Source organism: Modestobacter versicolor (assembly GCF_014195485.1).
In the GTDB taxonomy this organism is placed as follows: domain Bacteria; phylum Actinomycetota; class Actinomycetes; order Mycobacteriales; family Geodermatophilaceae; genus Modestobacter; species Modestobacter versicolor.
In genome coordinates this window covers 2,617,186-2,639,610 of sequence record NZ_JACIBU010000001.1, presented here as the reverse complement: position 1 = coordinate 2,639,610, position 22,425 = coordinate 2,617,186, and the positions used below count along the sequence as shown (strand labels likewise).

The 22,425-nt window shown below is 76.8% G+C and carries 26 protein-coding genes and 1 riboswitch; of the genes, 15 read left to right on the top strand and 11 right to left on the bottom strand.

Translation table 11 applies throughout. The annotated features are described in order from the left end of the window. Nucleotides 1–10 precede the first annotated feature (10 nt). A riboswitch (adenosylcobalamin (AdoCbl) riboswitch) is annotated at nucleotides 11–121 on the bottom strand. Between the two features lie 78 nt (nucleotides 122–199). Genes FHX36_RS12940 through FHX36_RS12920 form a run of 5 tightly spaced genes read left to right on the top strand, consistent with a single transcriptional unit; the run spans nucleotide 200 to nucleotide 2,824 of the window. After that, nucleotides 200–646 carry a hypothetical protein gene (locus tag FHX36_RS12940; RefSeq protein WP_110554041.1) on the top strand — a complete coding sequence of 149 codons (447 nt, stop codon included), beginning with the start codon at nucleotides 200–202 and terminating at the stop codon, nucleotides 644–646. Further along, nucleotides 643–1,113 carry a hypothetical protein gene (locus tag FHX36_RS12935; protein ID WP_110554042.1) on the top strand — a complete coding sequence of 157 codons (471 nt, stop codon included), beginning with the start codon at nucleotides 643–645 and terminating at the stop codon, nucleotides 1,111–1,113. Before FHX36_RS12940 ends, FHX36_RS12935 begins: the two co-directional genes overlap by 4 nt. Beyond that, complete coding sequence (locus tag FHX36_RS12930) at nucleotides 1,110–1,412, top strand: transcriptional regulator (protein ID WP_110554043.1); 303 nt, start codon at nucleotides 1,110–1,112, stop codon at nucleotides 1,410–1,412. The genes FHX36_RS12935 and FHX36_RS12930 overlap by 4 nt, the downstream gene beginning before the upstream one ends. 26 nt (nucleotides 1,413–1,438) lie before the next feature. After that, nucleotides 1,439–2,494 (top strand): AbrB family transcriptional regulator, encoded by a 1,056-nt coding sequence (locus FHX36_RS12925; RefSeq protein ID WP_110554044.1) that lies wholly within the window; start codon nucleotides 1,439–1,441, stop codon nucleotides 2,492–2,494. A 54-nt stretch (nucleotides 2,495–2,548) separates the two neighbouring features. Beyond that, nucleotides 2,549–2,824 (top strand): hypothetical protein, encoded by a 276-nt coding sequence (locus FHX36_RS12920; protein WP_110554045.1) that lies wholly within the window; start codon nucleotides 2,549–2,551, stop codon nucleotides 2,822–2,824. Between the two features lie 38 nt (nucleotides 2,825–2,862). Here FHX36_RS12920 and FHX36_RS12915 read toward each other — a convergent pair whose 3' ends face one another. After that, on the bottom strand, nucleotides 2,863–3,438 hold the full coding sequence (locus tag FHX36_RS12915) for a type II toxin-antitoxin system PemK/MazF family toxin (protein WP_343056609.1): 576 nt from the start codon (nucleotides 3,436–3,438) through the stop codon (nucleotides 2,863–2,865). A gap of 229 nt (nucleotides 3,439–3,667) precedes the next feature. Here FHX36_RS12915 and FHX36_RS12910 point away from each other — a divergent pair, with 229 nt between their 5' ends. Beyond that, on the top strand, nucleotides 3,668–3,880 hold the full coding sequence (locus FHX36_RS12910; protein WP_110553421.1) for a hypothetical protein: 213 nt from the start codon (nucleotides 3,668–3,670) through the stop codon (nucleotides 3,878–3,880). A 12-nt stretch (nucleotides 3,881–3,892) separates the two neighbouring features. Here the strand turns inward: FHX36_RS12910 and FHX36_RS12905 are convergent, their stop codons facing one another. The 7 genes from FHX36_RS12905 to FHX36_RS12875 form a co-directional block, all read right to left on the bottom strand. Next, on the bottom strand, nucleotides 3,893–4,318 hold the full coding sequence (locus tag FHX36_RS12905) for a VOC family protein (RefSeq protein WP_110553422.1): 426 nt from the start codon (nucleotides 4,316–4,318) through the stop codon (nucleotides 3,893–3,895). Between the two features lie 32 nt (nucleotides 4,319–4,350). Continuing rightward, on the bottom strand, nucleotides 4,351–4,974 hold the full coding sequence (locus FHX36_RS12900) for an MSMEG_1061 family FMN-dependent PPOX-type flavoprotein (protein WP_110553423.1): 624 nt from the start codon (nucleotides 4,972–4,974) through the stop codon (nucleotides 4,351–4,353). Nucleotides 4,975–5,005: 31 nt separating this feature from the next. Beyond that, complete coding sequence (locus FHX36_RS12895) at nucleotides 5,006–6,517, bottom strand: cobyric acid synthase (protein WP_110553424.1); 1,512 nt, start codon at nucleotides 6,515–6,517, stop codon at nucleotides 5,006–5,008. Further along, nucleotides 6,514–7,179 (bottom strand): lysophospholipid acyltransferase family protein, encoded by a 666-nt coding sequence (locus FHX36_RS12890; protein ID WP_110553425.1) that lies wholly within the window; start codon nucleotides 7,177–7,179, stop codon nucleotides 6,514–6,516. The genes FHX36_RS12895 and FHX36_RS12890 overlap by 4 nt, the downstream gene beginning before the upstream one ends. Nucleotides 7,180–7,290: 111 nt before the next feature. Next, on the bottom strand, nucleotides 7,291–8,031 hold the full coding sequence (locus FHX36_RS12885; RefSeq protein WP_110553426.1) for a PAS and ANTAR domain-containing protein: 741 nt from the start codon (nucleotides 8,029–8,031) through the stop codon (nucleotides 7,291–7,293). Nucleotides 8,032–8,243: 212 nt separating this feature from the next. Next, the gene (gene yczR / locus FHX36_RS12880) at nucleotides 8,244–9,698 is read right to left on the bottom strand and encodes a MocR-like transcription factor YczR (RefSeq protein ID WP_183513800.1); all 1,455 of its coding nucleotides are present in this window, start codon (nucleotides 9,696–9,698) and stop codon (nucleotides 8,244–8,246) included. 249 nt (nucleotides 9,699–9,947) lie between these two features. Beyond that, nucleotides 9,948–10,886, bottom strand: coding sequence for a cobalamin biosynthesis protein (locus FHX36_RS12875; protein WP_183513799.1), 939 nt, complete (start codon nucleotides 10,884–10,886; stop codon nucleotides 9,948–9,950). Between the two features lie 45 nt (nucleotides 10,887–10,931). Between FHX36_RS12875 and def the strand changes: the two genes are divergently transcribed. The 3 genes from def to cobM all read left to right on the top strand — a co-directional run bounded on the left by def (nucleotide 10,932) and on the right by cobM (nucleotide 13,526). Then, a complete protein-coding gene (gene def, locus FHX36_RS12870; protein ID WP_110553008.1) occupies nucleotides 10,932–11,489 on the top strand; it encodes a peptide deformylase in 558 nt (185 codons plus the stop codon). 79 nt (nucleotides 11,490–11,568) lie between these two features. Then, nucleotides 11,569–12,789 carry a precorrin-6y C5,15-methyltransferase (decarboxylating) subunit CbiE gene (gene cbiE, locus FHX36_RS23960; RefSeq protein ID WP_110553009.1) on the top strand — a complete coding sequence of 407 codons (1,221 nt, stop codon included), beginning with the start codon at nucleotides 11,569–11,571 and terminating at the stop codon, nucleotides 12,787–12,789. Further along, nucleotides 12,786–13,526, top strand: a complete 741-nt coding sequence (cobM, locus tag FHX36_RS12860) for a precorrin-4 C(11)-methyltransferase (protein ID WP_110553010.1) — start codon at nucleotides 12,786–12,788, stop codon at nucleotides 13,524–13,526. The genes cbiE and cobM overlap by 4 nt, the downstream gene beginning before the upstream one ends. A gap of 5 nt (nucleotides 13,527–13,531) precedes the next feature. On the opposite strand, the gene FHX36_RS12855 is transcribed toward cobM, so the two are convergent. Next, nucleotides 13,532–14,614, bottom strand: coding sequence for a cobalt-precorrin-5B (C(1))-methyltransferase (locus FHX36_RS12855; protein ID WP_110553011.1), 1,083 nt, complete (start codon nucleotides 14,612–14,614; stop codon nucleotides 13,532–13,534). Nucleotides 14,615–14,718: 104 nt separating this feature from the next. On the opposite strand from FHX36_RS12855, the gene FHX36_RS12850 reads away from it, so the two are divergent. Continuing rightward, nucleotides 14,719–15,489 (top strand): cobalt-precorrin-6A reductase, encoded by a 771-nt coding sequence (locus FHX36_RS12850; protein ID WP_110553012.1) that lies wholly within the window; start codon nucleotides 14,719–14,721, stop codon nucleotides 15,487–15,489. Here FHX36_RS12850 and FHX36_RS12845 read toward each other — a convergent pair. Continuing rightward, the gene (locus FHX36_RS12845; RefSeq protein WP_110553013.1) at nucleotides 15,452–15,847 is read right to left on the bottom strand and encodes a hypothetical protein; all 396 of its coding nucleotides are present in this window, start codon (nucleotides 15,845–15,847) and stop codon (nucleotides 15,452–15,454) included. The two genes, FHX36_RS12850 and FHX36_RS12845, sit on opposite strands and share 38 nt — an antisense overlap. 30 nt (nucleotides 15,848–15,877) lie before the next feature. Between FHX36_RS12845 and FHX36_RS12840 the strand changes: the two genes are divergently transcribed. The 5 genes from FHX36_RS12840 (at nucleotide 15,878) to FHX36_RS12820 (ending at nucleotide 21,103) form a co-directional block, all read left to right on the top strand. Further along, a complete protein-coding gene (locus FHX36_RS12840) occupies nucleotides 15,878–16,579 on the top strand; it encodes an HAD hydrolase-like protein (RefSeq protein ID WP_110553014.1) in 702 nt (233 codons plus the stop codon). Next, entirely contained in the window at nucleotides 16,576–17,142 is a 567-nt protein-coding gene (locus FHX36_RS12835) for a GNAT family N-acetyltransferase (protein ID WP_110553015.1), read from the top strand. The genes FHX36_RS12840 and FHX36_RS12835 overlap by 4 nt, the downstream gene beginning before the upstream one ends. 73 nt (nucleotides 17,143–17,215) lie before the next feature. Beyond that, entirely contained in the window at nucleotides 17,216–17,701 is a 486-nt protein-coding gene (locus FHX36_RS12830; protein WP_110553016.1) for a hypothetical protein, read from the top strand. 121 nt (nucleotides 17,702–17,822) lie between these two features. Further along, nucleotides 17,823–19,523, top strand: coding sequence for a GTPase family protein (locus FHX36_RS12825; protein WP_183513798.1), 1,701 nt, complete (start codon nucleotides 17,823–17,825; stop codon nucleotides 19,521–19,523). Continuing rightward, nucleotides 19,520–21,103, top strand: a complete 1,584-nt coding sequence (locus FHX36_RS12820) for a YfjP family GTPase (protein WP_110553893.1) — start codon at nucleotides 19,520–19,522, stop codon at nucleotides 21,101–21,103. Before FHX36_RS12825 ends, FHX36_RS12820 begins: the two co-directional genes overlap by 4 nt. A gap of 49 nt (nucleotides 21,104–21,152) precedes the next feature. Here FHX36_RS12820 and FHX36_RS12815 read toward each other — a convergent pair whose 3' ends face one another. Beyond that, a complete protein-coding gene (locus FHX36_RS12815; protein WP_110553894.1) occupies nucleotides 21,153–22,400 on the bottom strand; it encodes an MFS transporter in 1,248 nt (415 codons plus the stop codon). Nucleotides 22,401–22,425 lie beyond the last annotated feature (25 nt).

Sequence of the window (22,425 nt, the reverse complement as noted above, 5' to 3'; positions counted from 1 at the left end):
CCGGAGGTGGCAGGAAGCGACGGCGGGAGTTCCTGACTCACCGGCAGGGCCGGCTCACAGTGGCGGGACCGCGCCGGAGTCGCACCGGGCTTCCTCCACTGCCGTCGCAGTTGGACGGTCATCAGACCACGGCGACACGAACGGGGACAGGGCCGGTGTCTCTTGACGAAGTGGAAAGTGATGCGCCACTCTTTCCGACATGGAAAGCAACGGGATCGACCGGGACGAGGCCGCGGCCCAGCTGGCCGCCCTGCAGGCCGACCGGGCGGCGCTGGCCGACCGGGTCGTGGCGCCGTGGTGGTACGACGTGGCGCTGGGGCTGCTGCTGTTCGGCTTCCTGGCCTCGTACGCCTTCGACTCGCTCTGGGTGACCTTCCCGGCGCTGGTGGTCTTCTTCGCCTGCGTCAGCGTGCTGGTCTCGGCCTACAAGCGGATCACCGGCGTGTGGGTGAACATCGACGCGAAGACGATGGCGATCTGGGTGGCCGTGGTGCTGACCGTCCTGGCGCCGGCGTTCTGGCTGGCCGAGGCGCACGACCAGCACTGGGTGATGGTCCCCGCGGGCGCCGTCCTCGGCGTCGCGGTCGCCCTGTTCGGCCGCTACTGGGGGCGTGCGTACGCCGCCGAGCTGCGGGGCGAGCGGTGACCGGGCTGCCCGACCCGGAGGCCGCGGCCGCCCAGCTCGACGTCCTGGACGCCGACCGGGCCGCGCTCGCCGACCGCATCGTGCAGCCGTGGTGGTGGGACGTCGCGCTGGGGCTCGGCTTCGCCGGCTTGGTCGCGAGCTACTCGTCGCACCGCATCTGGGTGATCGGCGCGGCGGTGGTGGTCTTCCTGGCTCTCGTCCGGCTGCTGGGCGTCGTGTACCGGCGGAGCACCGGGGTCTGGTGGGACGCCCGCGAGGTCGGCCCGGTCCAGGGCCGGGTCCGGCGGGCGGCGCGCTGGTGGGGGCCGGCGTTCCTCGGCGCCATGGGGGTCGGGGCCGGGCTGGAGTTCCTGCTCGACGTGCGGGGCGCGATGGTCGTCACCGGCGTCGTCCTCGGGACGGCGGTCGCGCTGAGCTCCCGCTGGGTGTCGCGGACCTACGCCGCCGGGCTGCGAGCGGGCGCGTGACCGCCGTCGCGCCGCACTTCGACGCGGTCATCCACCCGCCTCCGCGGCTGCAGATCTGCGGGCTGCTCCAGGCGGTCGACACGATGGAGTTCGCCGCGGTGCGGGACGCCGTGGGGGTCAGCGACTCGGTGCTGTCCAAGCACGTCAAGCAGCTGGAGGAGGCGGGCTACGTCAAGGTCGGCAAGGCGACGATCGCCTCGCGGCAGCGCACCTCCCTCTCGCTCAGCAAGGCCGGCCGGGCCGCCTTCGCCGCCCACGTGGCCGAGCTGCGGCGGATCACGGGGTCGCTGGACGCCTGACCCGGGGCTCCGGGCACAGTGACGGCGTGGCGGGCGGGCGGCGGCGGGTGCTGGACTGGGCCGTCGTCGCGGGCGTGGGGGTCGGCGCCGGCGTGCTGCTCGAGCTGCTGGGCGTGCCGTCGGCGCCGCTGTTCGGCGGCCTGGTCGCCGGGCTGGGCCGGGCGCTGCTGGGCGGCACCCGGCTGGCGCTGCCCCGGCCGGCCGGGCTCGGCGCGCAGGCGGTCATCGGCGTCTCGATCGGGGCGCTGGTGCAGACCGACACGCTGCGCACCGTCGCCGACCACTGGCTGCCGGTGCTCGCGGTGACCGTCGCGACCCTGCTGGTCAGCCTGGTCGCCGGCCAGCTCATGCGGCTGCAGAAGGGGATCAGCCCGGTCACCGGCGCGTTCTCGATGATCGCCGGCGGCGCCTCCGGGATCACCGCGATGGCCCGCGACCTGGGCGCCGACGAGCAGGTGGTCGCCGTCCTGCAGTACCTGCGGGTGCTGCTCATCGTGGTCGCGATGCCGATCGTGGCGACGACGGTCTACGGCGCCTCCGCCGGCAGCGGGACGACGCCCGCCGACGACGGCCCGGGCTGGCCGGGCGGGCTGCTGTTCACCGTGGTCTGCGGGGTCGTCGGCGTGCTCCTCGGCCGGCTGTCCCGGCTGCCGGTCGGGTCGCTGCTCGGCCCGATGGCGGTGGCCGCGGCGCTGGACCTGACCGGGGTGTCGCAGGGCGCCGGTGTGCCGGAGCTGGTGGAGGCCGCCGGCTTCCTGGCGATCGGCCTGCAGGTGGGGCTGGGGTTCACCCGGGCCAGCCTGCGGCTCGTCGGCCGGGCGCTGCCGCTCGCTCTGGTGCTCATCGTCGGGGCGGTCGCCGCGTGCGCCGGGCTGGGCGTGGTGCTCTCCCGGGCGGCGGGGGTGACGCTGCTCGACGGCTACCTGGCGACGACGCCGGGTGGGCTGTACGCGGTGCTCGCGACGGCGACCGGCAGCGGCGCCGACGCGACGTTCGTGCTGGCGGTCCAGGTGCTGCGGCTGTTCGTGATGCTCTTCTCCGCCCCGCTGCTGGCCCGCGTGCTGCGTCCCCGAGGCGGGTGAAACGTCACGTCGCGGTCACCTCACGGGCGCGGGCGCACGCCTACCCTGGTCCGGGTGCGCCAGTCGACCGAGGGAGAGCCGAGCCACGTGGACGCCGTGAGCGACGCCGGCTCCGACGACGCCGTGCTGCTCTTCGTGGGGGGTCCGCTGGACGGCCGCGTCGAGATCCGGGAGGCCCGGCACGGTGACCCGCTGCCGACCATCACCCACGTGCACCTGCACGGTGGACCCAAGGTCGTGCACCGCTACGACCTGCAGTCGCTGACCGACTCCGCGGGCGTCTACCACCTGCGGCCGCGCGCCCAGCGGGACGCCGACGCCGACGCCTGAGCACCCGCCGCCTCCCTGCCGGAGGCGGCGCGGTCCGGTCAGCCGCGGCGCCGGTGCACCTCGGCGGCGACCGCGTCGAACCGGTCGCGGTCCAGCGCCGCGCCCTCGCGGCGGACGTCGGCCGGGTCGATCCGCAGCACCCGGTCCACCCGCACCTCGCTGGGCCGGCCCTGCCGGTCCCACGCCCCGGTGCCGATGTCGACCCAGTGCCGGCCGTGCCGGGCCTCGTCGGCGGCGTCCAGGTCGTGGTCCTTGCTGCTCATCACCAGCGCCAGCAGCGCGTCGTCGTCGCGGCCCACGACCAGCACCGGCCGGTCCTTGCCGCGGCCGTCGCCCTCCTCGAAGGGCACCCACGCCCAGACGACCTCGCCCGGGTCGGGGTGCGCGTCCTCGCGCGGCCGGTACTCCAGGTGCACCGGGCCGGAGAACTCGGTGACCAGGGTGCGGCGGCGCGGCGGGGCGGCCTGCGGCAGCGGGGACCGGGGTGGCGGCGTCGGTGCCGATGACCGCGGCGCGGCCACCCGGCGCTGCTTGCGCTGAGCCGGCGCGGTGGCCTGCTGCACCGCGACGTCCACCAGCCGACCGAGGACCCTGCGCCATCCACTGCTCGCCACCCACCGGACGGTAGGGGATCGCCTCGGCGGCGCGCCCAGGGCCGACACGCCGTCCCGGGTCAGACGACTCGGCGCGTGCTCTACCTGCGGAACGACACGCGTGTGATTCTCGTGACAGATGGTGCGCGGGACGGGACTGAACGGTCACATCGCGGTTCAGATCGCCGTTCCGGGGCCACACTTGCACTGGCGGTCGAACACCGGCCGCCACGGGGGAGAGGGTCAGCAGATGACCACAGCGCAGCCGGTCCACCCGGTCGAGGTCCCGCTGGTGGTGCCGTCCGTGCGCGCCAGCGCGCTCGCGGCCTTCCAGCTCGTCGAGGACGCCCGGTACCGCCCGGAACGCCGACCGAGGAACGAGCGGCGCCGGCTGCTCGCCCAGCGCGCCGTCGCCGACCGCAAGGCCGCCCTGGAGGTCGAGCGCGAGCTCCGGCTCGGCTGAGCCCGCTCTGCCTCAGGTGAGGCAGAGCTCGTTGCCCTCCGGGTCGGCGATCGTGACCCAGCGGTAGGGGCCCTGCTGCCCGTGGTGCAGCACCGTCGCGCCGCGGCCGGTCAGCCGGGCCACCTCGGCCTCGACGTTCTCCGGGCCCACCCGCACGTCCAGGTGCACCCGGTTCTTCACCGTCTTCGGCTCGGGCACCAGCTGGAACAGCACCCGGGGAGCGCTGCCGGTGGGGTGCCGGATCGCGCCGCCGGCCGCCCAGACCAGCCGGCCGTCGTGCACCACGGTGTCGGACTCGGTGGCGTGCCCCTCGTCGACCATCCGGCGGATGAACGCCTCGTCGGTGGGCTCCCGCTCCCAGCCCAGCGCCTCGGCCCACCAGTCGGCGAGCGGGTGCGGCGCGACGGAGTCGATGGTCACCTGGAACTCGTAGGCCATGACCGGACGCTAGGGCAGACCCCCGACAGTTCCTACAGCTCGCGCGCCAGGTCCGCGCGGATGGTGGCGTCGTCGGGCAGCGGGGTGTCCAGCCGGCAGTGGTCCTTGAGCACCTGGCCGAACGGCGTCATCGTCGACCGGTCCACCTGCTTGGACGGGTCCCACAGCCCCGAGCGCATGACGGCCTTGCCGCACTGGAAGTAGGCCCGCTGCACGGTGAGCACGACCAGCGACTTCGGCGCCCGGCCGAACTCGGTCAGGTCGACGCCCAGGGCGTCGGCCGCGACGATCTCCGTCGTCCCGTAGACCTTGAGCGTCTCCTCGGCGCCGGGCACGAAGAACAGCAGCGCCGCACGCGGGTTGACCGCCAGGTTGCGCAGGCTGTCCACCCGGTTGTTCCCCTGCCGGTCGGGCAGGGCCAGCCGGTGCTCGTCGAGCACGTGCACGAAGCCCGGGTCGCCGCCGCGCGGGGAGATCTCCGGGAAGCCGTCGGCGTCCGCGGTGGCCAGCGTGGCGAACGGCGAGAGGCCGATGAAGGCGCGGCAGTGCTCGTCGACGCGGTCGATGACCTTGTCCAGGACGAGCTGGGACGGCGGCCGGTACGCGGCGGCCAGCACCTCCGCGTCGGTGGGCTCGGTGGCGACGGAGGGCTGCACGCCACGACGGTAGCGGGCGGTCGGCCGGTGGTCAGCGCGCGCCCGGTCCGGCCGGCAGCACCGGCAGCCCGGCGGGGGCGCCGTGCTCGATCAGCCGCCACAGGGCGTCGGTGTCGGCGTGCTCGGCGACCAGGTCGCCCAGGGCGTCCAGCCGTGCCTCCCGCACCGCTGCGAAGTCGGTGTCCGGGGCGACGACGAACCGGCGGCCGGCCACCCGGGCCACCTCGGTGAGGAAGGCCCGCCGGAACCCGTCGTTCTCCAGCGCCCCGTGCCACGTCGTCCCCCAGACCGACCCGACGCGGGCGCCGTCCAGGAACGCTTCCGCGGGTCCGTCGACGGTCACCACGCCGTGGTGGATCTCGTAGCCGTGCACCGGGTGACCGAGCGCGACGCCGGTGGGCCGGGCGAGCACCTTCTGCGCACCGAACCGGACGTCGGCCGGCAGCAGGCCGAGCCCGGCGACGACGCCGGCTCGCGACTCGACGTCGTCGCTGATGGTGCGGGCGAGCATCTGGTGGCCGCCGCAGATGCCCAGCACCGGCCGGCCCTCGGCGGCGCGGCGGGCGACGGCGTCGGCGAGCCCGGTCTCGCGCAGCCAGCCGAGGTCCGCGACCGTCGACCGGGTGCCGGGCAGCACGACGAGGTCGGCGTCGGCGAGCTCCTCGGGCCGGGTGGCGTAGCGGAGCAGCACGCCGGGCTCGGCGGCGAGGGCGTCCAGGTCGGTGAAGTTCGACAGCCGGGGCAGCCGGGCGACCGACACCCGCAGCACGTCGTCGCCGTGCGGCGGGAGCGCCGGGCCGCGGGGGGCGTCGACACCGAGGGAGTCCTCGACGTCCAGGTGCAGGCCGGTCTGCCAGGGCAGCACGCCGAGCGTCGGCCGGCCGGTCAGCGCGGCGAGCTGGTCCAGGCCCGGGGCGAGCAGCCGGGCGTCGCCGCGGAACTTGTTGACCAGGAAGCCGGCCACCAGCCGCTGGTCGCCCGGGGGCATCAGCGCGACGGTGCCGTACAGCGCGGCGAAGACCCCGCCCCGGTCGATGTCGCCGACCACCACGACCGGGAGCTCGGCGGCCGTGGCCAGGCCCATGTTCGCGATGTCGTCGGCGCGCAGGTTGATCTCGGTGGGCGAGCCGGCGCCCTCGCAGACCACCACGTCGAACCGGGAGCGGAGGTCGGCCAGGCAGGCCAGCGCCTGCTCGAGCAGGGCGGCCTTCATCGGCCGGTAGGACAGCGCGGTCACGTCCGCGACCGGCTTGCCGAGGACGACGACCTGGCTGGCGTTCTCGCCGCCGGGCTTGAGCAGCACCGGGTTCATCGCCGCCTCGGGCTCGACCCGGGCCGCCGCGGCCTGCATCACCTGGGCGCGGCCGATCTCGGCGCCGTCGGCGGTGACCATCGAGTTGTTGCTCATGTTCTGCGCCTTGAACGGCGCCACCCGCACGCCCTGCCGCGCCAGCCAGCGGCAGATGCCGGCGGTGACCACGGACTTGCCGGCGTCGGAGGTGGTGCCGGCGACGAGCAGGGCCCCCGTGCCGGGACCGCTCATGCCGCCGCCGGGGGCTGGCCCCAGCCGGCCTTCTCCTGACCCGACAGCTCGGCGATCGCCTCCATGACCTGGTCGGTGACCTCGCGCCGCGCCCGGCCCTTGCCGGCCTGGCCGCGGTGCTCGGGGAAGGTCAGCGGCGCACCGAAGGTGACCGACACCCGGTGCGGCCGCGGCCAGCGCGCGCCGATCGGCTGGATCTTCTCGGTGCCGTGGACGGCGACCGGCACGACCGGGCAGTCGGCCGTGAGCGCGAGCCAGGCCACCCCGGTCTTGCCGCGGGCCAGCCGGCCGTCGCGCGAGCGGGTGCCCTCGGGGTAGATGCCGAAGGCACCGCCCTCGCGCAGCACGCCCATGGCGGTGTCGAGCGCGGCCTGCGCCGCCCGGGAGGCCTCCCGCTCGACGGGCAGCGCGCCCAGCGCGGTGAACAGCGTGCGGGACACCCAGCCGCCGAAGCCCGGGGCGCGCCAGTACTCGGCCTTGGCCAGGTAGGCCACCTTGCGCGGCGCCATGAGCGGGATGGCGATGCTGTCGATGAACGAGAGGTGGTTGCTGGCCAGGATCACCGGCCCGGTGAGCGGCACGTTCTCCCGGCCGGTGACCCGGGGCCGGAACACCACGAAGACCAGCGGCCGCAGCACGAACCGCGCAAGCAGGTAGAACACGCCGCGGCTCCCTCTCTCGTCCCGGGCCCTCGTCGGTCCGGGGGTCCCAGGATCCTCTCCGACGGTCGCCGGGAGGAGACCAGCGGGTGCGCGGAGGGAGCCGGCGGCGGGTCAGGCCGGGGCGCGGCCGGGCGGGCAGGCGTCGTGCAGGATGTCGCGGACGTCGTCGGGCAGCGGGTTGTGGCCGCTCGCCGAGTCGATGATCGCGACGGCGACGTCGCGGACCTTCCGGTGGGTGTGGCTGGAGATGTGCGCCAGCAGGTCGAAGGCCACCTGGTCACCGCAGCCCATCAGCAGCATCAGGATGCCCTTGGCCTGCTCGATGGCCGCCCGGCTGGCCATCGCGCTGCGCAGCTGCTCGACCTCGGTCTCCAGGCGGTGCACCTGCTCGTCGGCCGGCGGGGTGTCCCGGGTGCCGGTCACGTCGACGACGAGCCCGCTCAGCGCGGTGACGGCGCCGGCCGGGTCGGTCTCGGGCTCGCAGACCAGCAGTACGGTGCGCTGCCGGCCGTCCATCCGCAGCACCCGGTACTCCCGGGCGAACGGCACGCCCGCGGTGCCGGCGGCGCGGAGCGCCGCCTGCAGGCCCGGGCGGTCGGCGGAGTGCGCGTGGGACAGCAGCAGGCCGACCGTCGGCTGGACCGAGCCGGCCGGCACGCCGTGCAGCTCGAACAGCTCGGGCGACCACCACCACTGGTCGGTGGTCAGGTCACCGCGGAACCGGCCGGCCAGCTGGGTCCGGGGGACCGAGGGCGCGGGCCCGGTGGACGGAGCAGGGCGGGAGGGGCGGCCCGGGGCGTGCGGGCGGGAGTGCGCCTCGCTCTGGCGGGGGAGTGCGGAGGTGGAGGACATGACAGCGGCCGATCTCTGCCTCGGCGCACCGGACGCTCTCCGGTGGGGGCCACCCAGCCGTGCGCTCGACCCACGGTGACCCGTCGAGCCCGTCGGGGGCGCGACCGCTCCAGTGGGTCGAAAGTACCGCCATCCCCGGCGACGCGCGCGGCGTGCCGAGGTGACCACGAGGAGCTGAGCTGCGCTCACGGTGGGTGAGCCGGTCGACGGCGTCAGACGACGGTCCGGGACCGCACGACGGCGTGCGCGGTGCCGGCCCGGAGGCTCCCGCTCAGCGTGGCCAGCACCTCGACCGCCGCCCGCAGCTCGCCGGCCGGGCGGGTGTACGGCAGCCGCAGGTGGTCATCGAAGGCGTACCCGGTGCCGAACGCGCGCCCCTCGGCCAGCAGCAGGCCGTGCGGTGCGGCACCGGCCGCGAGGGCGGCCGAGCTCAGCCCCGGCGGGAGCCGGCACCACAGCGACAGGCCACCGGCGGGGGGCAGCACCTCCCAGTCGGGGAGGCGCTCGGCCAGGGCGGCCAGCAGCTCGTCGCGCTGGGTGCGCAGCTGCTCGCGGCGACCGGCCAGCACGGCGTCCAGGTCGCGCAGCAGCAGCGTCGCGGCCAGCTGGTCGAGCAGGCCGACGGACAGCTGCCGCCGGGCGTACGCCAGCCCCAGCCGGTCGGCCAGCGCGGCGTCGGTGCGCAGCCAGCCGATCCGCAGGCCGCCCCACACCGCCTTGCTCAGCCCGCCGACGGTCACGACCGCCGCATCGGGCAGCCCGGCGGCGTACGGCGGGAGGGGGTCGTCGTCGAAGTGCAGCTCGGCGCTGACCTCGTCGACGACGGCGAGCACGCCCTGCTGCCACAGCGTGGCGGCCAGCCGGCGTCGTCCCGCGGCGGAGAGCCGGGCGCCGGTGGGGTTGGCGAAGTCGGGCTCGAGCAGCGCCACCCGGGGCGCGCTCTGCCGTGCTGCCGCGTGCGCGGCGGGCACGAGGTCGTCGGGGGCGGCCGGGTCGGTGGGGACCGGCACCAGCCGCCCGTTGCCCGCCTCCACCATGCGCAGGGAGCCGGCGTAGGTGGGATGGGTGACGAGCACCCGGTCGCCGGGCTCCAGCAGGAGGTCCAGCACCAGGGCGGTCGCATCGCCGACGCCGGCGGTGACCACGACCTGCTCCGGGTCGGTCGGCAGCCCGCGGCCGGTGAACCGGGCGGCGATCGCCTCGCGCAGCTCGGGCAGGCCGTTGGGGGAGTAGCCGTTGCCGTCGGTGAGGGCCGGCAGCTGCTCCAGCGCCCGCGCGTAGGCCGGCAGCAGCTGCGGTGCGGCGGGCGGGGCGGCGTGCGCGAGGTCGATGAGGCCCGGGGTGGCCCGGGGCAGCCAGCCGGCGTCGGCGGTGCCGCCGGGGACGGGCACCTCGACCACCGTGCCGGACCCGTGCCGGGTGCGCGCCCAGCCCTCCTCGCGCAGCACCCGGTACGCCGAGGCGATGGTCACCCGGCTGGTGTCCAGGACGGCGGCGAGATCGCGCTCCGCGGGCAGCCGGGTGCCGGCCGGGAGCTGCCCGGCCAGCACCAGCTCGCGGATGCGGCGGGCCAGGCCGGCGTAGCGGGGGGCCGGCAGCGCCGCCACGGAGCCGACCAGGGAGGCAAGCTCCTGCGCGGGCGTGGACTGGTCCAGCACAGGTGGCATGCGACCACCATGCCGGATTGGCCTGTTTTCCGCCAGCTCTGACGGTGCCACTGTGGCTCCCATGACCACAGGTGGAGTCCTCACGCTGCTGTTCCTGCTCGGGCTGGGCGGCCTCGCCGTCACCACGCTCGTCATCGCCGTCCGTGGTGGCCGGGGCCCGGCCGACCCGCCGGCGAGCCACGCCCGGGTCGACCCGGGCGGGTTCCCGGTGCTCCCCGAGCCGCGGGGGGTGCTTGCGCGCCGGCCGGCTCAGCGCCGGCGTAGCAGCCGGGTCAGCGCGGCGAGGGTGGCGGCCGCCGTCCACACCGCGCGGGAGAGCCGGACCGCGCGCCGGATGTCGCCGCGCACCGGCGGGTGACCGTCGCCGAGCGTCGGCCGCTCCTCGACCCGCTCGCCGTAGACGTTCCGCCCGCCCAGCCGCAGCCGCAGGGCGCCGGCCAGGGCGGCCTCGCACCGGCCGGCGTTCGGGCTGGGGTGCGCGGCGCCGTCGCGCTGCCAGGCCCGCCAGGCGCCGGCCGGTGAGCCGCCGGCCAGCGGGGCCGTCAGCACGGTGAGGGCGGCGGTCGCCCGGGCGGGCACCCAGTTGACGAGGTCGTCGAAGCGGGCCGCGGCCCAGCCGAAGCGGGCGTACCGCGGCGAGCGGTAGCCGACCATCGCGTCCAGGGTGTTGGCCGCGCGGTAGCCCAGCAGCCCTGGGAGCCCGGCGACCGCACCCCAGAACAGCGGCGCGACGGCGGCGTCGGAGGTGTTCTCCGCGACCGACTCGACGGTGGCCCGCACCAGCTCCGCCTCGCCCAGCCCGCTCGGGTCGCGGCCGGCCAGGGTGGGCAGGTGGGCCCGCGCAGCGGGCAGGTCCCCGGCCTCCAGGTGGGCCGACATGGTGCCGCCCGCCCGGCCGAGCGACGTGCCGCCCAGCACGGCCCAGGTGGCCACCGCGGTCAGCGCGGTGCGGGCCAGCGGCCGGCCGGCGGTCAGCCGCGACCCCGCCGCCCCGAGCGCGGTCGCCGTCCCCACGCACACCGCCAGGTAGCCCGTGCCGGCCGCCCGGGAGTCGCGCCACACCCGGCGCTCGAGGGCGCCGGCCGCCCGGCCGAAGCCGGCGACCGGGTGGCCGCGGCGCGGGTCGGCGAACGCCAGGTCGGCGAGGGCGCCGAGCGCCAGCCCGGCGGCGGTGGGGGAGGAGGGCATCGCCGGTGACCGTAGCGAGCGGCGACGTCCCTAGGATCGACGGTCATGCGCCTGCCCGGCCGTTACGACGGCGTCGCCCGGCCGATCGTCACCTACGGCAGCAACCCGGTGCTGCACCGCCCGTGCACCCCGGTCACCGTGTTCGACCGCGGGCTCCGGCACCTGCTGCTGGACATGTTCGCCAGCATGCACGCGGCCGACGGCGTGGGGCTGGCCGCGAACCAGATCGGCGTCGACGCCCGGGTGTTCGTCATCGACTGCCCGGACGCCGACGGCGAGGACGTCGTCGGCTACGTGGTCAACCCGGTGCTCACCGTGCTCGAGCCGGTCGGTGACGAGCCCGCGGTCGAGCTGACCGAGGAGGGCTGCCTGTCGGTGCCGGGGCCCTACGCCGAGCTGGAGCGGGCGTTCCGGGCCCGGGTCGACGGCGTCGACGTGCACGGCGAACCGACCTCGATCGAGGCGACCGGGATGGCGGCGCGCTGCCTGCAGCACGAGGTCGACCACCTCGAGGGCACCGTCTACGTCGACCTGCTGCCCGAGGAGGTCCGGGAGCGGCTGCTGGCCGAGGCCGCCGGCCCCGAGGGGGAGCTGCCGGCGTGACGACGGCCGAGGGAGCATCGCAGGGAGCGCCAGCGACCGAGGAGCGGATCGAGGTCGGAGTCGCGCCCGTGGGCACCGCGTGACCGCTCCGGAGGGGTGGACCGTCACCGTGGTCGGCATCGGCGCCGACGGCTGGGACGGGCTGTCCCCGACCGCGCGGCGGGCCATCGAGGGCGCCGAGGTGCTGCGCGGCAGCGCCCGGCAGCTGGCGCTGGTCCCCGACGGCGTCGCCGGTGAGCGGGTGCCGTGGCCCTCGCCCATGGCGCTGGCCGTCCGCGAGCTGCCCACCGCGCACCCCGGACGCCGGGTGGTGGTGCTGGCCAGCGGCGACCCGATGTCCTCGGGCATCGGCACCACCCTGGTCCGGTGGTTCGGCGCGGCCGCGGTCGACGTCGTCCCGCACCCGTCGTCGGTGACGCTGGCCTGCTCCCGGCTGGGCTGGTCGGTGGAGGAGACCACCGTCGTCTCCGTGGTCTGGAAGCCGCTGGAGCTGCTCGCCCCGCAGGTCACCCCCGGCCGCCGGCTGGTGGTGCTGGGTGCCGACGGGTCGACGCCCGGCGCGGTCGCCGATCGGCTGCGGGAGTGGGGCTACGGCGCCAGCCGGGTCACCGCGCTGGCCCAGCTCGGCGGGCCGGCCGAGCGGCGCTTCGAGGGCACCGCCGCCGGCTGGCAGCACCCGGTCACCGACCCCCTGGTGCTGACCGCGGTCGAGGTGGTGGCCGACCCGGGCACCGTGCCGCTGCCGACCGTCCCGGGGCTTCCGGACGAGGCCTACCGCAACGACGGGCAGCTGACCAAGCGCGACGTCCGGGCGGTCACGGTGTCCCGGCTGGTCCCGCTGCCCGGCCAGCTGCTCTGGGACGTCGGTGCCGGCGCGGGGTCGATCGGCATCGAGTGGATGCGGGTGCACCCCTCCTGCCGGGCGGTCGCGGTCGAGGCCCGGCCCGAGCGCGCGAACCGGGTGCGGCAGAACGCGGCGCGGCTGGGCGTCCCCGGGCTGCAGGTGGTCGTGGGCTCCGCGCCCGAGGCCCTCGTCGACCTGCCCGCACCGGACGCCGTCTTCGTCGGTGGCGGCGCCACGACGCCGTTGCTGCTGGACACCGTGTGGGAGGCGCTGCGCCCCGGGGGCCGGCTGGTCGTCAACGCGGTGACCCTGGAGAGCGAGGCCCTGCTCGCCGACTGGTACGGCCGCTGCGGGGGCACGCTGACCCGGTTGTCGGTCGCCACCGCGCAGCCCGTCGGCGGCTACTCCGGCTGGAAGGCCGCCATGCCCGTGACGATCTGGAGCGTGACCCGGTGACCGTGCACTTCATCGGTGCCGGCCCGGGCGCGGCCGACCTGGTCACCGTGCGGGCGGCCCGGCTGATCGCGGCCGCGCCGGTCTGCCTCTACGCCGGCGCGCTGGTGCCGCGCGAGCTGCTGGACACCGCCCCCGCGGGCGCCCGGCTGGTCGACACCGCCGACCTGGACCTCGACCAGATCACCGCCGAGCTGGTCGCCGCGCACGAGGCCGGCCTGGACGTGGCGCGGCTGCACTCCGGCGACCCGTCGGTCTACAGCGCGATGGCCGAGCAGATGCGCCGGCTGGACGCGGCCGGCGTGCCCTACGACGTCGTGCCCGGCGTGCCGGCGTTCGCCGCGGCCGCCGCGTCGCTGAAGCGGGAGCTCACCGTGCCGGGGGTGGCGCAGACCGTCGTGCTGACCCGCACCAGCGCCCGGTCGACGCCGATGCCGCCGGGGGAGGAGCTGGCCGCCTACGCGGCCACCGGCGCGACGCTGGTGCTGCACCTGGCGGTGCAGCGGATCGACGAGCTGGCGCCGGAGCTGGCCGCGCACTACGGCGACGACTGCCCGGTGGCGGTGGTGGCGAAGGCCAGCCGGGACGACGAGCTGGTGCTCCGCGGGACGCTGGCCGACATCGCCCGGCAGGTCGCGGACGCCGGGGTGCGGCGCACCGCGGTGGTGATCGTCGGCCGGGTGCTGGCTGCCGAGCAGTTCCTCGACAGCCACCTCTACTCGACCACGCGCCGCCGGTGATGTCGCTAGGCGCGGCCGACGACCGTCCCGGCGCGGTCGATGACCACGACGTCGACCTCCACCGGGGCGCCGAGCAGCACACCCTCCGCCGTCCGCCGGGCGCCGGCCGCGACCAGGTCGCCGAGCGGCAGCCCGGCGGCCTGGCTCTGCTGCAGCGCGTCGAGCGCGGTGTTCGCCTGCCGGACGCCGGCGACCAGCTCCGCCGAGCCGCCTGCCCCGGCGACCAGGTCGGCGAGCGCGGCGAAGGACACCTGGGAACGCCCCGAGTGCAGGTCCAGGTGGCCCTCGGCGAGCTTGGCCAGCTTGCCGATGCCGCCGGCCACGGTCAGCCGCGGCACGGGGTGGCGGCGCAGGTACTTCAGCACCGCGCCGGCGAAGTCGCCCATGTCCAGCAGCGCGTCCTCGGGCAGGCCGTAGAGCTGCTGCACCGTCCGCTCGCTGGTCGACCCGGTGCAGCCGGCGACGTGCGCGTGCCCGGCTGCGCGGGCGACGTCGATGCCGCGGCGGATCGAGTCGATCCACGACGAGCACGAGTAGGGGACGACGACGCCCGTCGTCCCCAGGATGGACAGCCCGCCGAGGATGCCCAGCCGCGGGTTCCAGGTCTTCCGGGCCAGCTCGGCGCCGTTCTCCACGGACACCTCGACCAGCACGTCGCCGGTGCCGCCGAAGCGCTCCGCCACCGCGGCGACGTGCTCGGTCATCAGCCGGCGGGGCACCGGGTTGATCGCCGGCTCGCCCACGGCCAGCGGCAGCCCGGGCTTGGTCACCGTGCCCACGCCCTCGCCGGCCCGGAACCGCACGCCGCTGCCGGGCTCGCCGAGCTCGACCCGGGCGGAGACCACCGCGCCGTGGGTGACGTCGGGGTCGTCGCCGGCGTCCTTGACGATGCCGACGGTCGCCTCGCGGGCGCCCAGCTGCTCCTGGGCCAGCGCGAACGCCGGGTGCCGGTCGTTGGGCAGGTCGATCTGCACCGGGTCGGGGAACTCACCGGTGAGCAGCGCGGTGTAGGCCGCGGTGGTGGCCGCGGTCGCGCAGGCGCCCGTCGTCCAGCCGTGCCGCAGCCCAGCGCTGCCCTCCCTGCTCACGGGCCCATCCTCCCCGGTCGCGGCACCCGGCGAGACGCGGGCCGCTGCGGCGTCCGGCCGGTGCGGCACCGCAGCCGGGCGCAGCTGGACGAGGGGAGGACCCGGTGACCGGTCAGGTGCTGGTGCTCGGCGGCACCGGGGAGGCGCGGGAGCTCGCGGCGGCGCTGGTCACCGAGGGCGTCGACGTGCTGTCCAGCCTGGCCGGCCGGACCGCCGAGCCGGTGCTGCCCGAGGGGCCGGTGCGGGTGGGCGGGTTCGGCGGTGCGGAGGGCCTGGCGGAGTGGCTGGCGGAGCACCGGCCGGGCGCCGTCGTCGACGCCACGCACCCCTTCGCCGCGCAGATCACCGGGAACGCCGCAGCCGCCGCCGGGCGCCACGGCACCCCGTTGCTCCGGCTGCAGCGGCCGGGCTGGCAGCCGCAGCCGGGCGACACCTGGCGACATGTCGACTCGTTGGCCGCCGCGGCGGAGGCGGTCGCCGGGTTCCGCAGCGTCTTCCTGACCACCGGCCGGCAGGGTCTCCGGGCGTTCGCCGACCTGCCCGGGCGGGTGCTGGTGCGCTCGGTCGACCCGCCCGACGAGCCGCTGCCGGCCGGGGCGACCCTGCTGCTGGACCGCGGGCCGTTCAGCGTCGCCGACGAGCTGGCGCTGATGCGCGAGCACGAGGTGGACGTCGTCGTCACCAAGGACTCCGGCGGGCACCTCACCGAGGCCAAGCTGACCGCGGCCCGTGAGCTGGGGCTGCCGGTCGTGCTGGTGAGCCGGCCGCCGCTGCCCGAGGGGGTGGCGACGGTCGCGACCGTCGCCGAGGCGCTGGCCTGGCTGGCCGTGCGGGGGCTCAGGCCACCGGGTGTCGCCGGAACGCCCAGGCCGTGAGCCAGACCGTGCCGACGCTGAGCACGAGTGCGCCCGGGACGTGCGCGCCCATGTTCCCGGCGTCGCCGATCGCGGCCTGCACGAAGCCCGCGGCGAAGACGGCGGCCGCCAACACCGCGGGCCACCGTGCGCCGCCGGCGCGGACGTGCAGCACGGTGGCGACCAGCAGCACCGCGTTCGCGACGTGCAGCACGACGGCCCCGGTGGCGTGGCCGCCCATCGCGTCCTCCTGGGACAGCAGCTGGCCGGCCGTCGCGAACTGCCAGAGCAGGGCGAGCACCGAGGCGACCGCGCCGACCTGGGCGGCTCGGACGAGGGCGGGGTTCCGGGCGGCGGGCGCGGGCCGGGTCTGGGTCATCGCGGCGTTCCTCCGGGGAGAGAGACTTACTTGAAGCTTCATGGAACCAGGTCGGACGCCGTCGCGGAAGGGGCCGGCCGGCTGGTGCTCTTCGACCTGGACGGCACGCTGGTCGACTCGACGCCGGGGATCTGGGCCTCGATCCGAGTCGCCGCGGCGCAGCTGGGGCTGCCCGAGCCGACGGAGGGGCAGCTGCGGTCGATGGTCGGCCCACCCCTGCAGGACGGCTTCGCCGGGGCCTTCGGCCTGACCGGCGAGGACGTCGGCCGGGCCGTGGCCGCCTACCGCGCGCACTACGCCGCCGGCGCGATGTTCGACGCCCACGTGTACCCGGGCATCCCGGAGCTGCTCGCGGGGCTTCGCGCGGGCGGGGCGGTCCTCGCCGTCGCGACGAGCAAGCCCGAGCCGTTCGCCGTGCGCATCCTGGAGCACGCCGGGCTGCTCGCCGCGTTCGACAGCGTGCACGGCGCGACGATGGACGGCGCGGTGCGGCACAAGGACCAGGTCGTCGCCGCCGCGCTGGCCGCCCACCCGGACGGCGCGGACCCGGTGCTGGTCGGCGACCGGTCGCACGACGTCCTGGGCGCCCGCGCGCACGGGCTGCCGTGCATCGGCGCCGGCTGGGGCCCGGCGCCCCCCGGCGAGCTGGCCGCCGCCGGCGCTGCCGCGGTCGTCGGCACCCCGGCCGGGGTGCCGGCCGCCCTGGCCGCGATCGGGGGTGCGCGCCGGTGATCCCGCCCGACGTCTTCCGCGACCAGCCGGTGCTGACCGGTGCACGGGTCCGGCTGGTGCCGCTCACCGTGGCCGTGCTCGAGGAGTACCTCGCCTTCCTGCACGAGCCGGAGGGGCGCCGGCTGACCGGCACGCACGCGACCTTCACCCGCGACCAGGTGGTCGGCTACCTCGACAGCCGCGCCGAGCAGGTCGACCGGGCCGACTGGGCGGCGCTGCGCATCTCCGACGGCGCGTTCCTCGGGGAGGCCGTGGTGAACGACCTGGACCCGGAGAACGAGTCGGCCAGCTACCGGATCGCGCTGGCCGGGCCGTCGGTGTTCGGCCAGGGGTTCGGCACCGAGGTCACCCGGCTCGTCGTCGACCACGTGTTCGCCGCGACCGGGCTGCACCGGCTCGGCCTCGAGGTGTTCGCGTTCAACGCGCGCGCCCGGCGGGTCTACGAGAAGTGCGGCTTCCAGGTGGAGGGTCGGCTGCGGGACGCCCTGCTCTGGGACGGCGAGCGGCACGACGTGCTCGTCATGTCCGTCCTGCGCACCGACGTCGTGCCCGGGCGCGGGTAGCACCGGGCGGCCGGTCGTCCCAGGAGTGTCGTACCCCGGGAGCAGAGTGGGGACCGACGGAGGAGGTGCACCAGTGCTCGGTGAACCGCAGGCGGTCGACCTCGACCCGATGGACCTGGAGAGCGCCCTGCTGCGCGCGGCGGTCGGCGACTACGCGGCCGAGGCGGCGGTGCTGCTGCTCGCCGACTCCGGTCACTGGCTGCCCCGGCTGCAGTCGGCCGGGCTGATCGCGATCGCCCTGGACGGCGACGCCGACGGCGGCCCGTGGGCCGCCGTGCAGTGGGGCGAGCTGGACCGCGCGCTGCGGGCCGGCGTCGTCACGGGCAGCAGCGGTCAGCTGCGGCTGCTCCGGGCGGCGGCCAGCCTGGCCGACGGGCAGCCGGTCGACCTCGCCGACCTCACCGCCGCGCTCGACCGGGCGGAGCTGACCCTGCTGCTGGCCGCGCTCGCCCACGCGGCGGGCAGCCACGAGCACCGCGACCCCGGCCGGGACGACGGCGGGGCGCCCCGGCCGGGGCCGCCGCTGGGCCCGGTCGTGCGCTGGCCGGTCCGCGACTGACCCACCCGCGACCGATCTGCCCGCGACCGATCTGCCCGCGACCGACCAGGGCGCGGGCCCGGCCCGGCCGGGGTGACGCGGTCGACGGGTGAGGTGGGGGCGTCCCGGGCAAGATCCGGGGATGACCACCCCGACCGGGCTGCCGGACGCCCTGCAGCAGCTGCGCGACCACGTCGCCGCGGCGCCGCTGGGCCTGGCCACCACCGGCCGAGACGCCGCCGCCCGCACCGCCCGTTCCGTCGTCGACCAGGTCGACGACTACCTGCTGCCCCGGCTCCGGGACCTGGACGCCCCGCTGCTCACCGTCGTCGGCGGCTCGACCGGCGCGGGCAAGTCCACGCTGGTCAACAGCGTGCTCCGCGCCCAGGTCACCACGCCCGGCGTGCTCCGCCCGACGACCCGCTCACCCGTGCTCGTCTGCTCGCCGGTCGACCAGGCCGCCTTCTCCGGTGACCGGGTGCTGCCCGGGCTGGCCCGCACCACCGGCGAGGGCGACACCACCAGCGGCATCAAGCTGGTGGCCACCGACGCGCTGCCGCCCGGCCTCGCGCTGATCGACGCCCCCGACGTCGACTCGGTGGTCGAGGCCAACCGCGAGCTGGCCGGTCAGCTGCTCGGCGCCGCCGACCTGTGGGTGTTCGTCACGACGGCGGCCCGCTACGCCGACGCCGTGCCGTGGGACCTGCTGCGGACGGCGCAGGAGCGGGGCACCGCGCTCGCCGTGGTGCTGGACCGGGTGCCACCCGAGGCGGTCGGCGAGGTGGCCGAGGACCTCGCCGGGATGCTGCAGCGCGCCGGGCTGTCCAGCGCGCGGTTGTTCGTCATCGAGGAGCGTGCCCTCGTCGACGGGTACCTGCCCGAGGACCAGGTGGGCCCGCTGCGCGAGTGGCTGCACGCGCTCGCCGCCGACCAGGAGCAGCGCGCCGCCGTCGTCCGGCAGACCCTGGCCGGGGCGCTGGAGAGCCTGGGCGACCGGGTCGCCGTCGTCGTCGCCGGGGTGCACGAGCAGGCGACCGCGGCCGAGGCGCTGCACACCGCCGCCGACGCCGCCTACGCGCGGGCCCGGGCGGCGATCGACGAGGGCGTCGGCAACGGCAGCCTGCTGCGCGGGGAGGTGCTCGCCCGCTGGCAGGAGTTCGTCGGCACCGGTGACTGGATGCGCAGCCTGCAGGGCCAGGTCGGCCGGCTGCGCGACCGGGTCGCCGCGGCCTTCACCGGCCGACCCAACCCGGCGGCGGACCTGCAGGGCGCCCTGGAGTCCGGTGTCGAGCTGCTGCTGCGCGCCGAGGCCGACCGGGCCGCGGAGAAGACCGTCACCGACTGGCGGTCGCTGCCCGGCGGCATCGCGCTGCTGGCCGGCCGGGAGACCGAGCTGGACGGCGTCTCCCCGGCCTTCACCGGCGCGGCCGCCGACGAGGTGCGCGGCTGGCAGGGCTTCGTGCTCGAGCTGGTGCGCAAGGAGGGCGCGGGCAAGCGGAACCAGGCCCGGCTGATGTCCTGGGGCGTGAACGGCGCCGGTGCGGCGCTGATGATCGCCGTGTTCGCCTCCACCGCCGGGCTGTCCGGTGCCGAGTTCGGCATCGCCGCCGGTACCACCGCGGTCGGGCAGCGGCTGCTGGAGGCGGTGTTCGGCGACGCCGCGGTCCGCGAGCTGGCCGCCCGGGCCCGCGGTGACCTGGACGCCCGCGCCGAGCGGCTGCTGCGGCTGGAGCAAGCCCGCTTCGACGAGCTGCTGGCCGACGTCGCCCCGCAGCCCGGCGCCGCCGCGGAGCTGCGCGCCGCCGTCGCCGCGCTGGCCGCCGCGCGCGGGGCCGCCGCGTGAGGCGGCGGGAGCTGTCCCTGACCGACCGGCTGGCCGCGCTCCGCGAGGCGGTGGAGGTCGCCGACGGGCGGCTGGAGGTGCCCGAGGTCGCCCGCGCCCGCACCCTGCTGGCCAAGGCCGGGGCCCGGGAGGCGCTGGGCGACGCCACCGTCGTCGCGCTGGCCGGGGCGACCGGCAGCGGCAAGTCCACGCTGTTCAACGCGCTGAGCGGCAGCGAGGTGAGCACGCCGGGGGTGCGCCGGCCCACGACCGGGGTCGCGCACGCCAGCGTCTGGGGCGAGCACGGCGCCGACCGGCTGCTCGACTGGCTGCAGGTGCCCCGCCGGCACCGGGTGCAGCCCGCCGACCCCGCGCTCGACGGCCTGGTGCTGCTCGACCTGCCCGACCACGACTCGATCCGGCTGGAGAACCGGCTGGAGGTCGACCGGCTGGTCGAGCTGGTCGACGTGCTCGTCTGGGTGCTCGACCCGCAGAAGTACGCCGACGCCGCCGTCCACTCGCGCTACCTCGCCCCGCTGGCCGGGCACGCCGGGGTGCTCGTCGTCGTGCTCAACCAGGTCGACCGGCTGGACGACGCCGCGGCGCGGGCCTGCCTCGCCGACCTGCGCGGGCTGCTGGACCGGGAGGGCCTGGCCTCGACGCCGATCGTGCCCACGGCCGCCCGCACCGGCGCGGGCCTGCCCGAGCTCCGCACCGAGTTGGCCCGCCGGGTGGCGGCGCGCCGGGCGGCGACCGACCGGCTCGCCGCGGACGCCCGGTCGGCCGCGGCCGCCCTGGCCGAGCACTGCGCGCCCGACGCGGGTGCGGACCGCAGCCGGGACCGCGCCGAGCGGGAGGGGCTGGCCGACGCCCTGGCCGACGCCGCGGGCGTGCCGGCCGTGGTCAGCGCCGTGGAGCGCTCGGCCCGGCGGCGGGGCGCCCAGCACACCGGCTGGCCGCTGCTGCGCTGGACGTCGAAGCTGCGCGCCGACCCGCTGAGCCGGCTGCACCTGGGCGACGAGGCCGCCCGGACGTCGCTGCCGGCGGCCGGGGCGGTGCAGACCGCAGGGATGGACGCCGCGCTGCGCCGGGCCCGGGACGCCGCCGGTCAGGGGCTGCCGCAGGCCTGGCGGGACGAGCTCCGCCGCACCGCCGAGCTCTCGGAGGAGCGGCTGGCCGACCGGCTGGACCGGGCCGTGGCCGGCACCGACCTCGGCCCGGACCGGACCCCGCTGTGGCAGCGCGCGGTCGGCGGGCTGCAGTGGCTGCTGGCGCTGGTGGCGCTGGCCGGGGTGCTGTGGCTGCTCGCCCTGGTGGGGCTGGGGCTGCTGCAGCTGGACGACGTCGTCCCGCTGCCCCGCGTGGAGGGGATCCCGCTGCCGACGTTGCTGCTGGTCGGTGGGCTGCTGGCCGGGCTGCTGCTCGCGCTGGTGAGCAGACCGCTGGTGCACGCCGGGGCTCGCAGACGGGCCCGGACGGCGCGGCGGCGGCTCGTCGAGCGGGTCGCCGAGGTCGCCGACACCGAGGTGGCCGAGCCGCTCGCCGAGGCCCGAGCGGACCACGACCGGTTCTGCGCCGCGGTCGGCCGGGCCGGCAGCTGACCAGGGTCTGCGGGACGTAGTGCTCTGCTCCCCCCGGGGGAGCAGAGCACTACTTGCCGGAGGGGGCCGTCAGCGCGGGGGTCGGGCTGACCGCGGGCGGCGTCGGCGCGGCCGGGCGGCGGGAGCGCAGCGCGAGCCCGGCCACCGCGAGCAGCGCCAGCGCGATGACGCCGGCCCCGTAGAGCTGCGCCGTCCGCTCGAGCCCGATGTGCCCCGCGGCGATGCCGGCGGCGATCGACGGGACGCTGAACCCGAGGTAGCTGGCGGTGAAGACGGCGGCGAGCAGGGCGCCCCGCTGGCCGGGGTCGACGCCGGCGGTGACCGTGGCCATCGCGCCGAGGAAGGCGCTGCCGAAGCCGAACCCGGAGATGACCGCCGCGACGAACAGCAGCGCCAACGACCCGGTGGCCAGGGCGGTGATCGTGGTCAGCACGCCGACGACGAAGAACAGCGCGCCGACCACCATCCCCCGGGTCGGCGAGACCCGGCCGAGGGACAGCGAGCCGACCACGGCGGTGCCGTTGAGCGCGAGGATGAGCAGGCTGCCGGCGACGTGGTCCTGCTGGTCGAAGACGTCGGCGACCAGCGAGGGGCCGAGCGAGAGGTAGAGCCCGCCCAGCGCCCAGGTGGCGATGAGGCAGGGCAGCACCACGACGAAGGCGCGGCGCTGGGTCGCGGGCACGTGCACGCTCGGCACCAGCGAGGCCGCGGTGCCGGCGCGGCGCGGTGAGGACTCGGGCAGGAACACCCACACCCCGACCGCGGCGACCAGGCACAGCGCCGTGAGCAGGCCGAACACCCAGTCGGTGGGAGCGGGCAGGAACTCCACGGCCAGGCCCGCCCCGACGGCGCCCAGGGAGAGCCCGAGGCCGGGGGCGGCGGCGTTCACCAGCGGGCCGAGCGGGCGCTCGACGCGCTGCAGGTCCAGCAGCGCGGCGCCGACCGCGCCGGTGAAGGCGCCGGTGGCGAGCCCCTGCGCGACCCGGGCGGCCAGCAGCCAGCCGACGCCGTCCGCGGCGAGGAACAGCACCATCGACACCGCCTCGAGCACCAGCGCGGCGGCCAGCACCGGCCGGCGACCGACGTGGTCACTCAGCCCACCCACCACCAGCAGGGACGCCAGCAGGGCGAAGGCGTAGACGGCGAAGACGACGGTCAGCGTGCCCGAGCCGAAGCCGAACTCCTCGGCGTAGACCCGGTAGAGCGGCGAGGGCACCCCGGACGCGGCGAGCATCAGCACCAGCAGGACCGCGACCGTCCAGAAGGCAGCCGGACGGGCGAGTTCTCGACGGGGCACGCTCCGGTGCAAGCCGCAACCAGCC

Excerpts from the sequence above, each read along its gene's own strand:
- FHX36_RS12885 (WP_110553426.1), bottom strand. The coding sequence starts at position 8,031 with ATGTCCTCCACCTCCGCACTCCCCCGCCAGAGCGAGGCGCACTCCCGC.
- FHX36_RS12825 (WP_183513798.1), top strand. The coding sequence starts at position 17,823 with ATGACCACCCCGACCGGGCTGCCGGACGCCCTGCAGCAGCTGCGCGAC.
- FHX36_RS12905 (WP_110553422.1), bottom strand. The coding sequence starts at position 4,318 with ATGGCCTACGAGTTCCAGGTGACCATCGACTCCGTCGCGCCGCACCCG.
- FHX36_RS12940 (WP_110554041.1), top strand. The coding sequence starts at position 200 with ATGGAAAGCAACGGGATCGACCGGGACGAGGCCGCGGCCCAGCTGGCC.
- FHX36_RS12910 (WP_110553421.1), top strand. The coding sequence starts at position 3,668 with ATGACCACAGCGCAGCCGGTCCACCCGGTCGAGGTCCCGCTGGTGGTG.
- yczR (WP_183513800.1), bottom strand. The coding sequence starts at position 9,698 with ATGCCACCTGTGCTGGACCAGTCCACGCCCGCGCAGGAGCTTGCCTCC.
- FHX36_RS12895 (WP_110553424.1), bottom strand. The coding sequence starts at position 6,517 with ATGAGCGGTCCCGGCACGGGGGCCCTGCTCGTCGCCGGCACCACCTCC.
- FHX36_RS12845 (WP_110553013.1), bottom strand. The coding sequence starts at position 15,847 with ATGACCCAGACCCGGCCCGCGCCCGCCGCCCGGAACCCCGCCCTCGTC.
- FHX36_RS12875 (WP_183513799.1), bottom strand. The coding sequence starts at position 10,886 with ATGCCCTCCTCCCCCACCGCCGCCGGGCTGGCGCTCGGCGCCCTCGCC.
- def (WP_110553008.1), top strand. The coding sequence starts at position 10,932 with ATGCGCCTGCCCGGCCGTTACGACGGCGTCGCCCGGCCGATCGTCACC.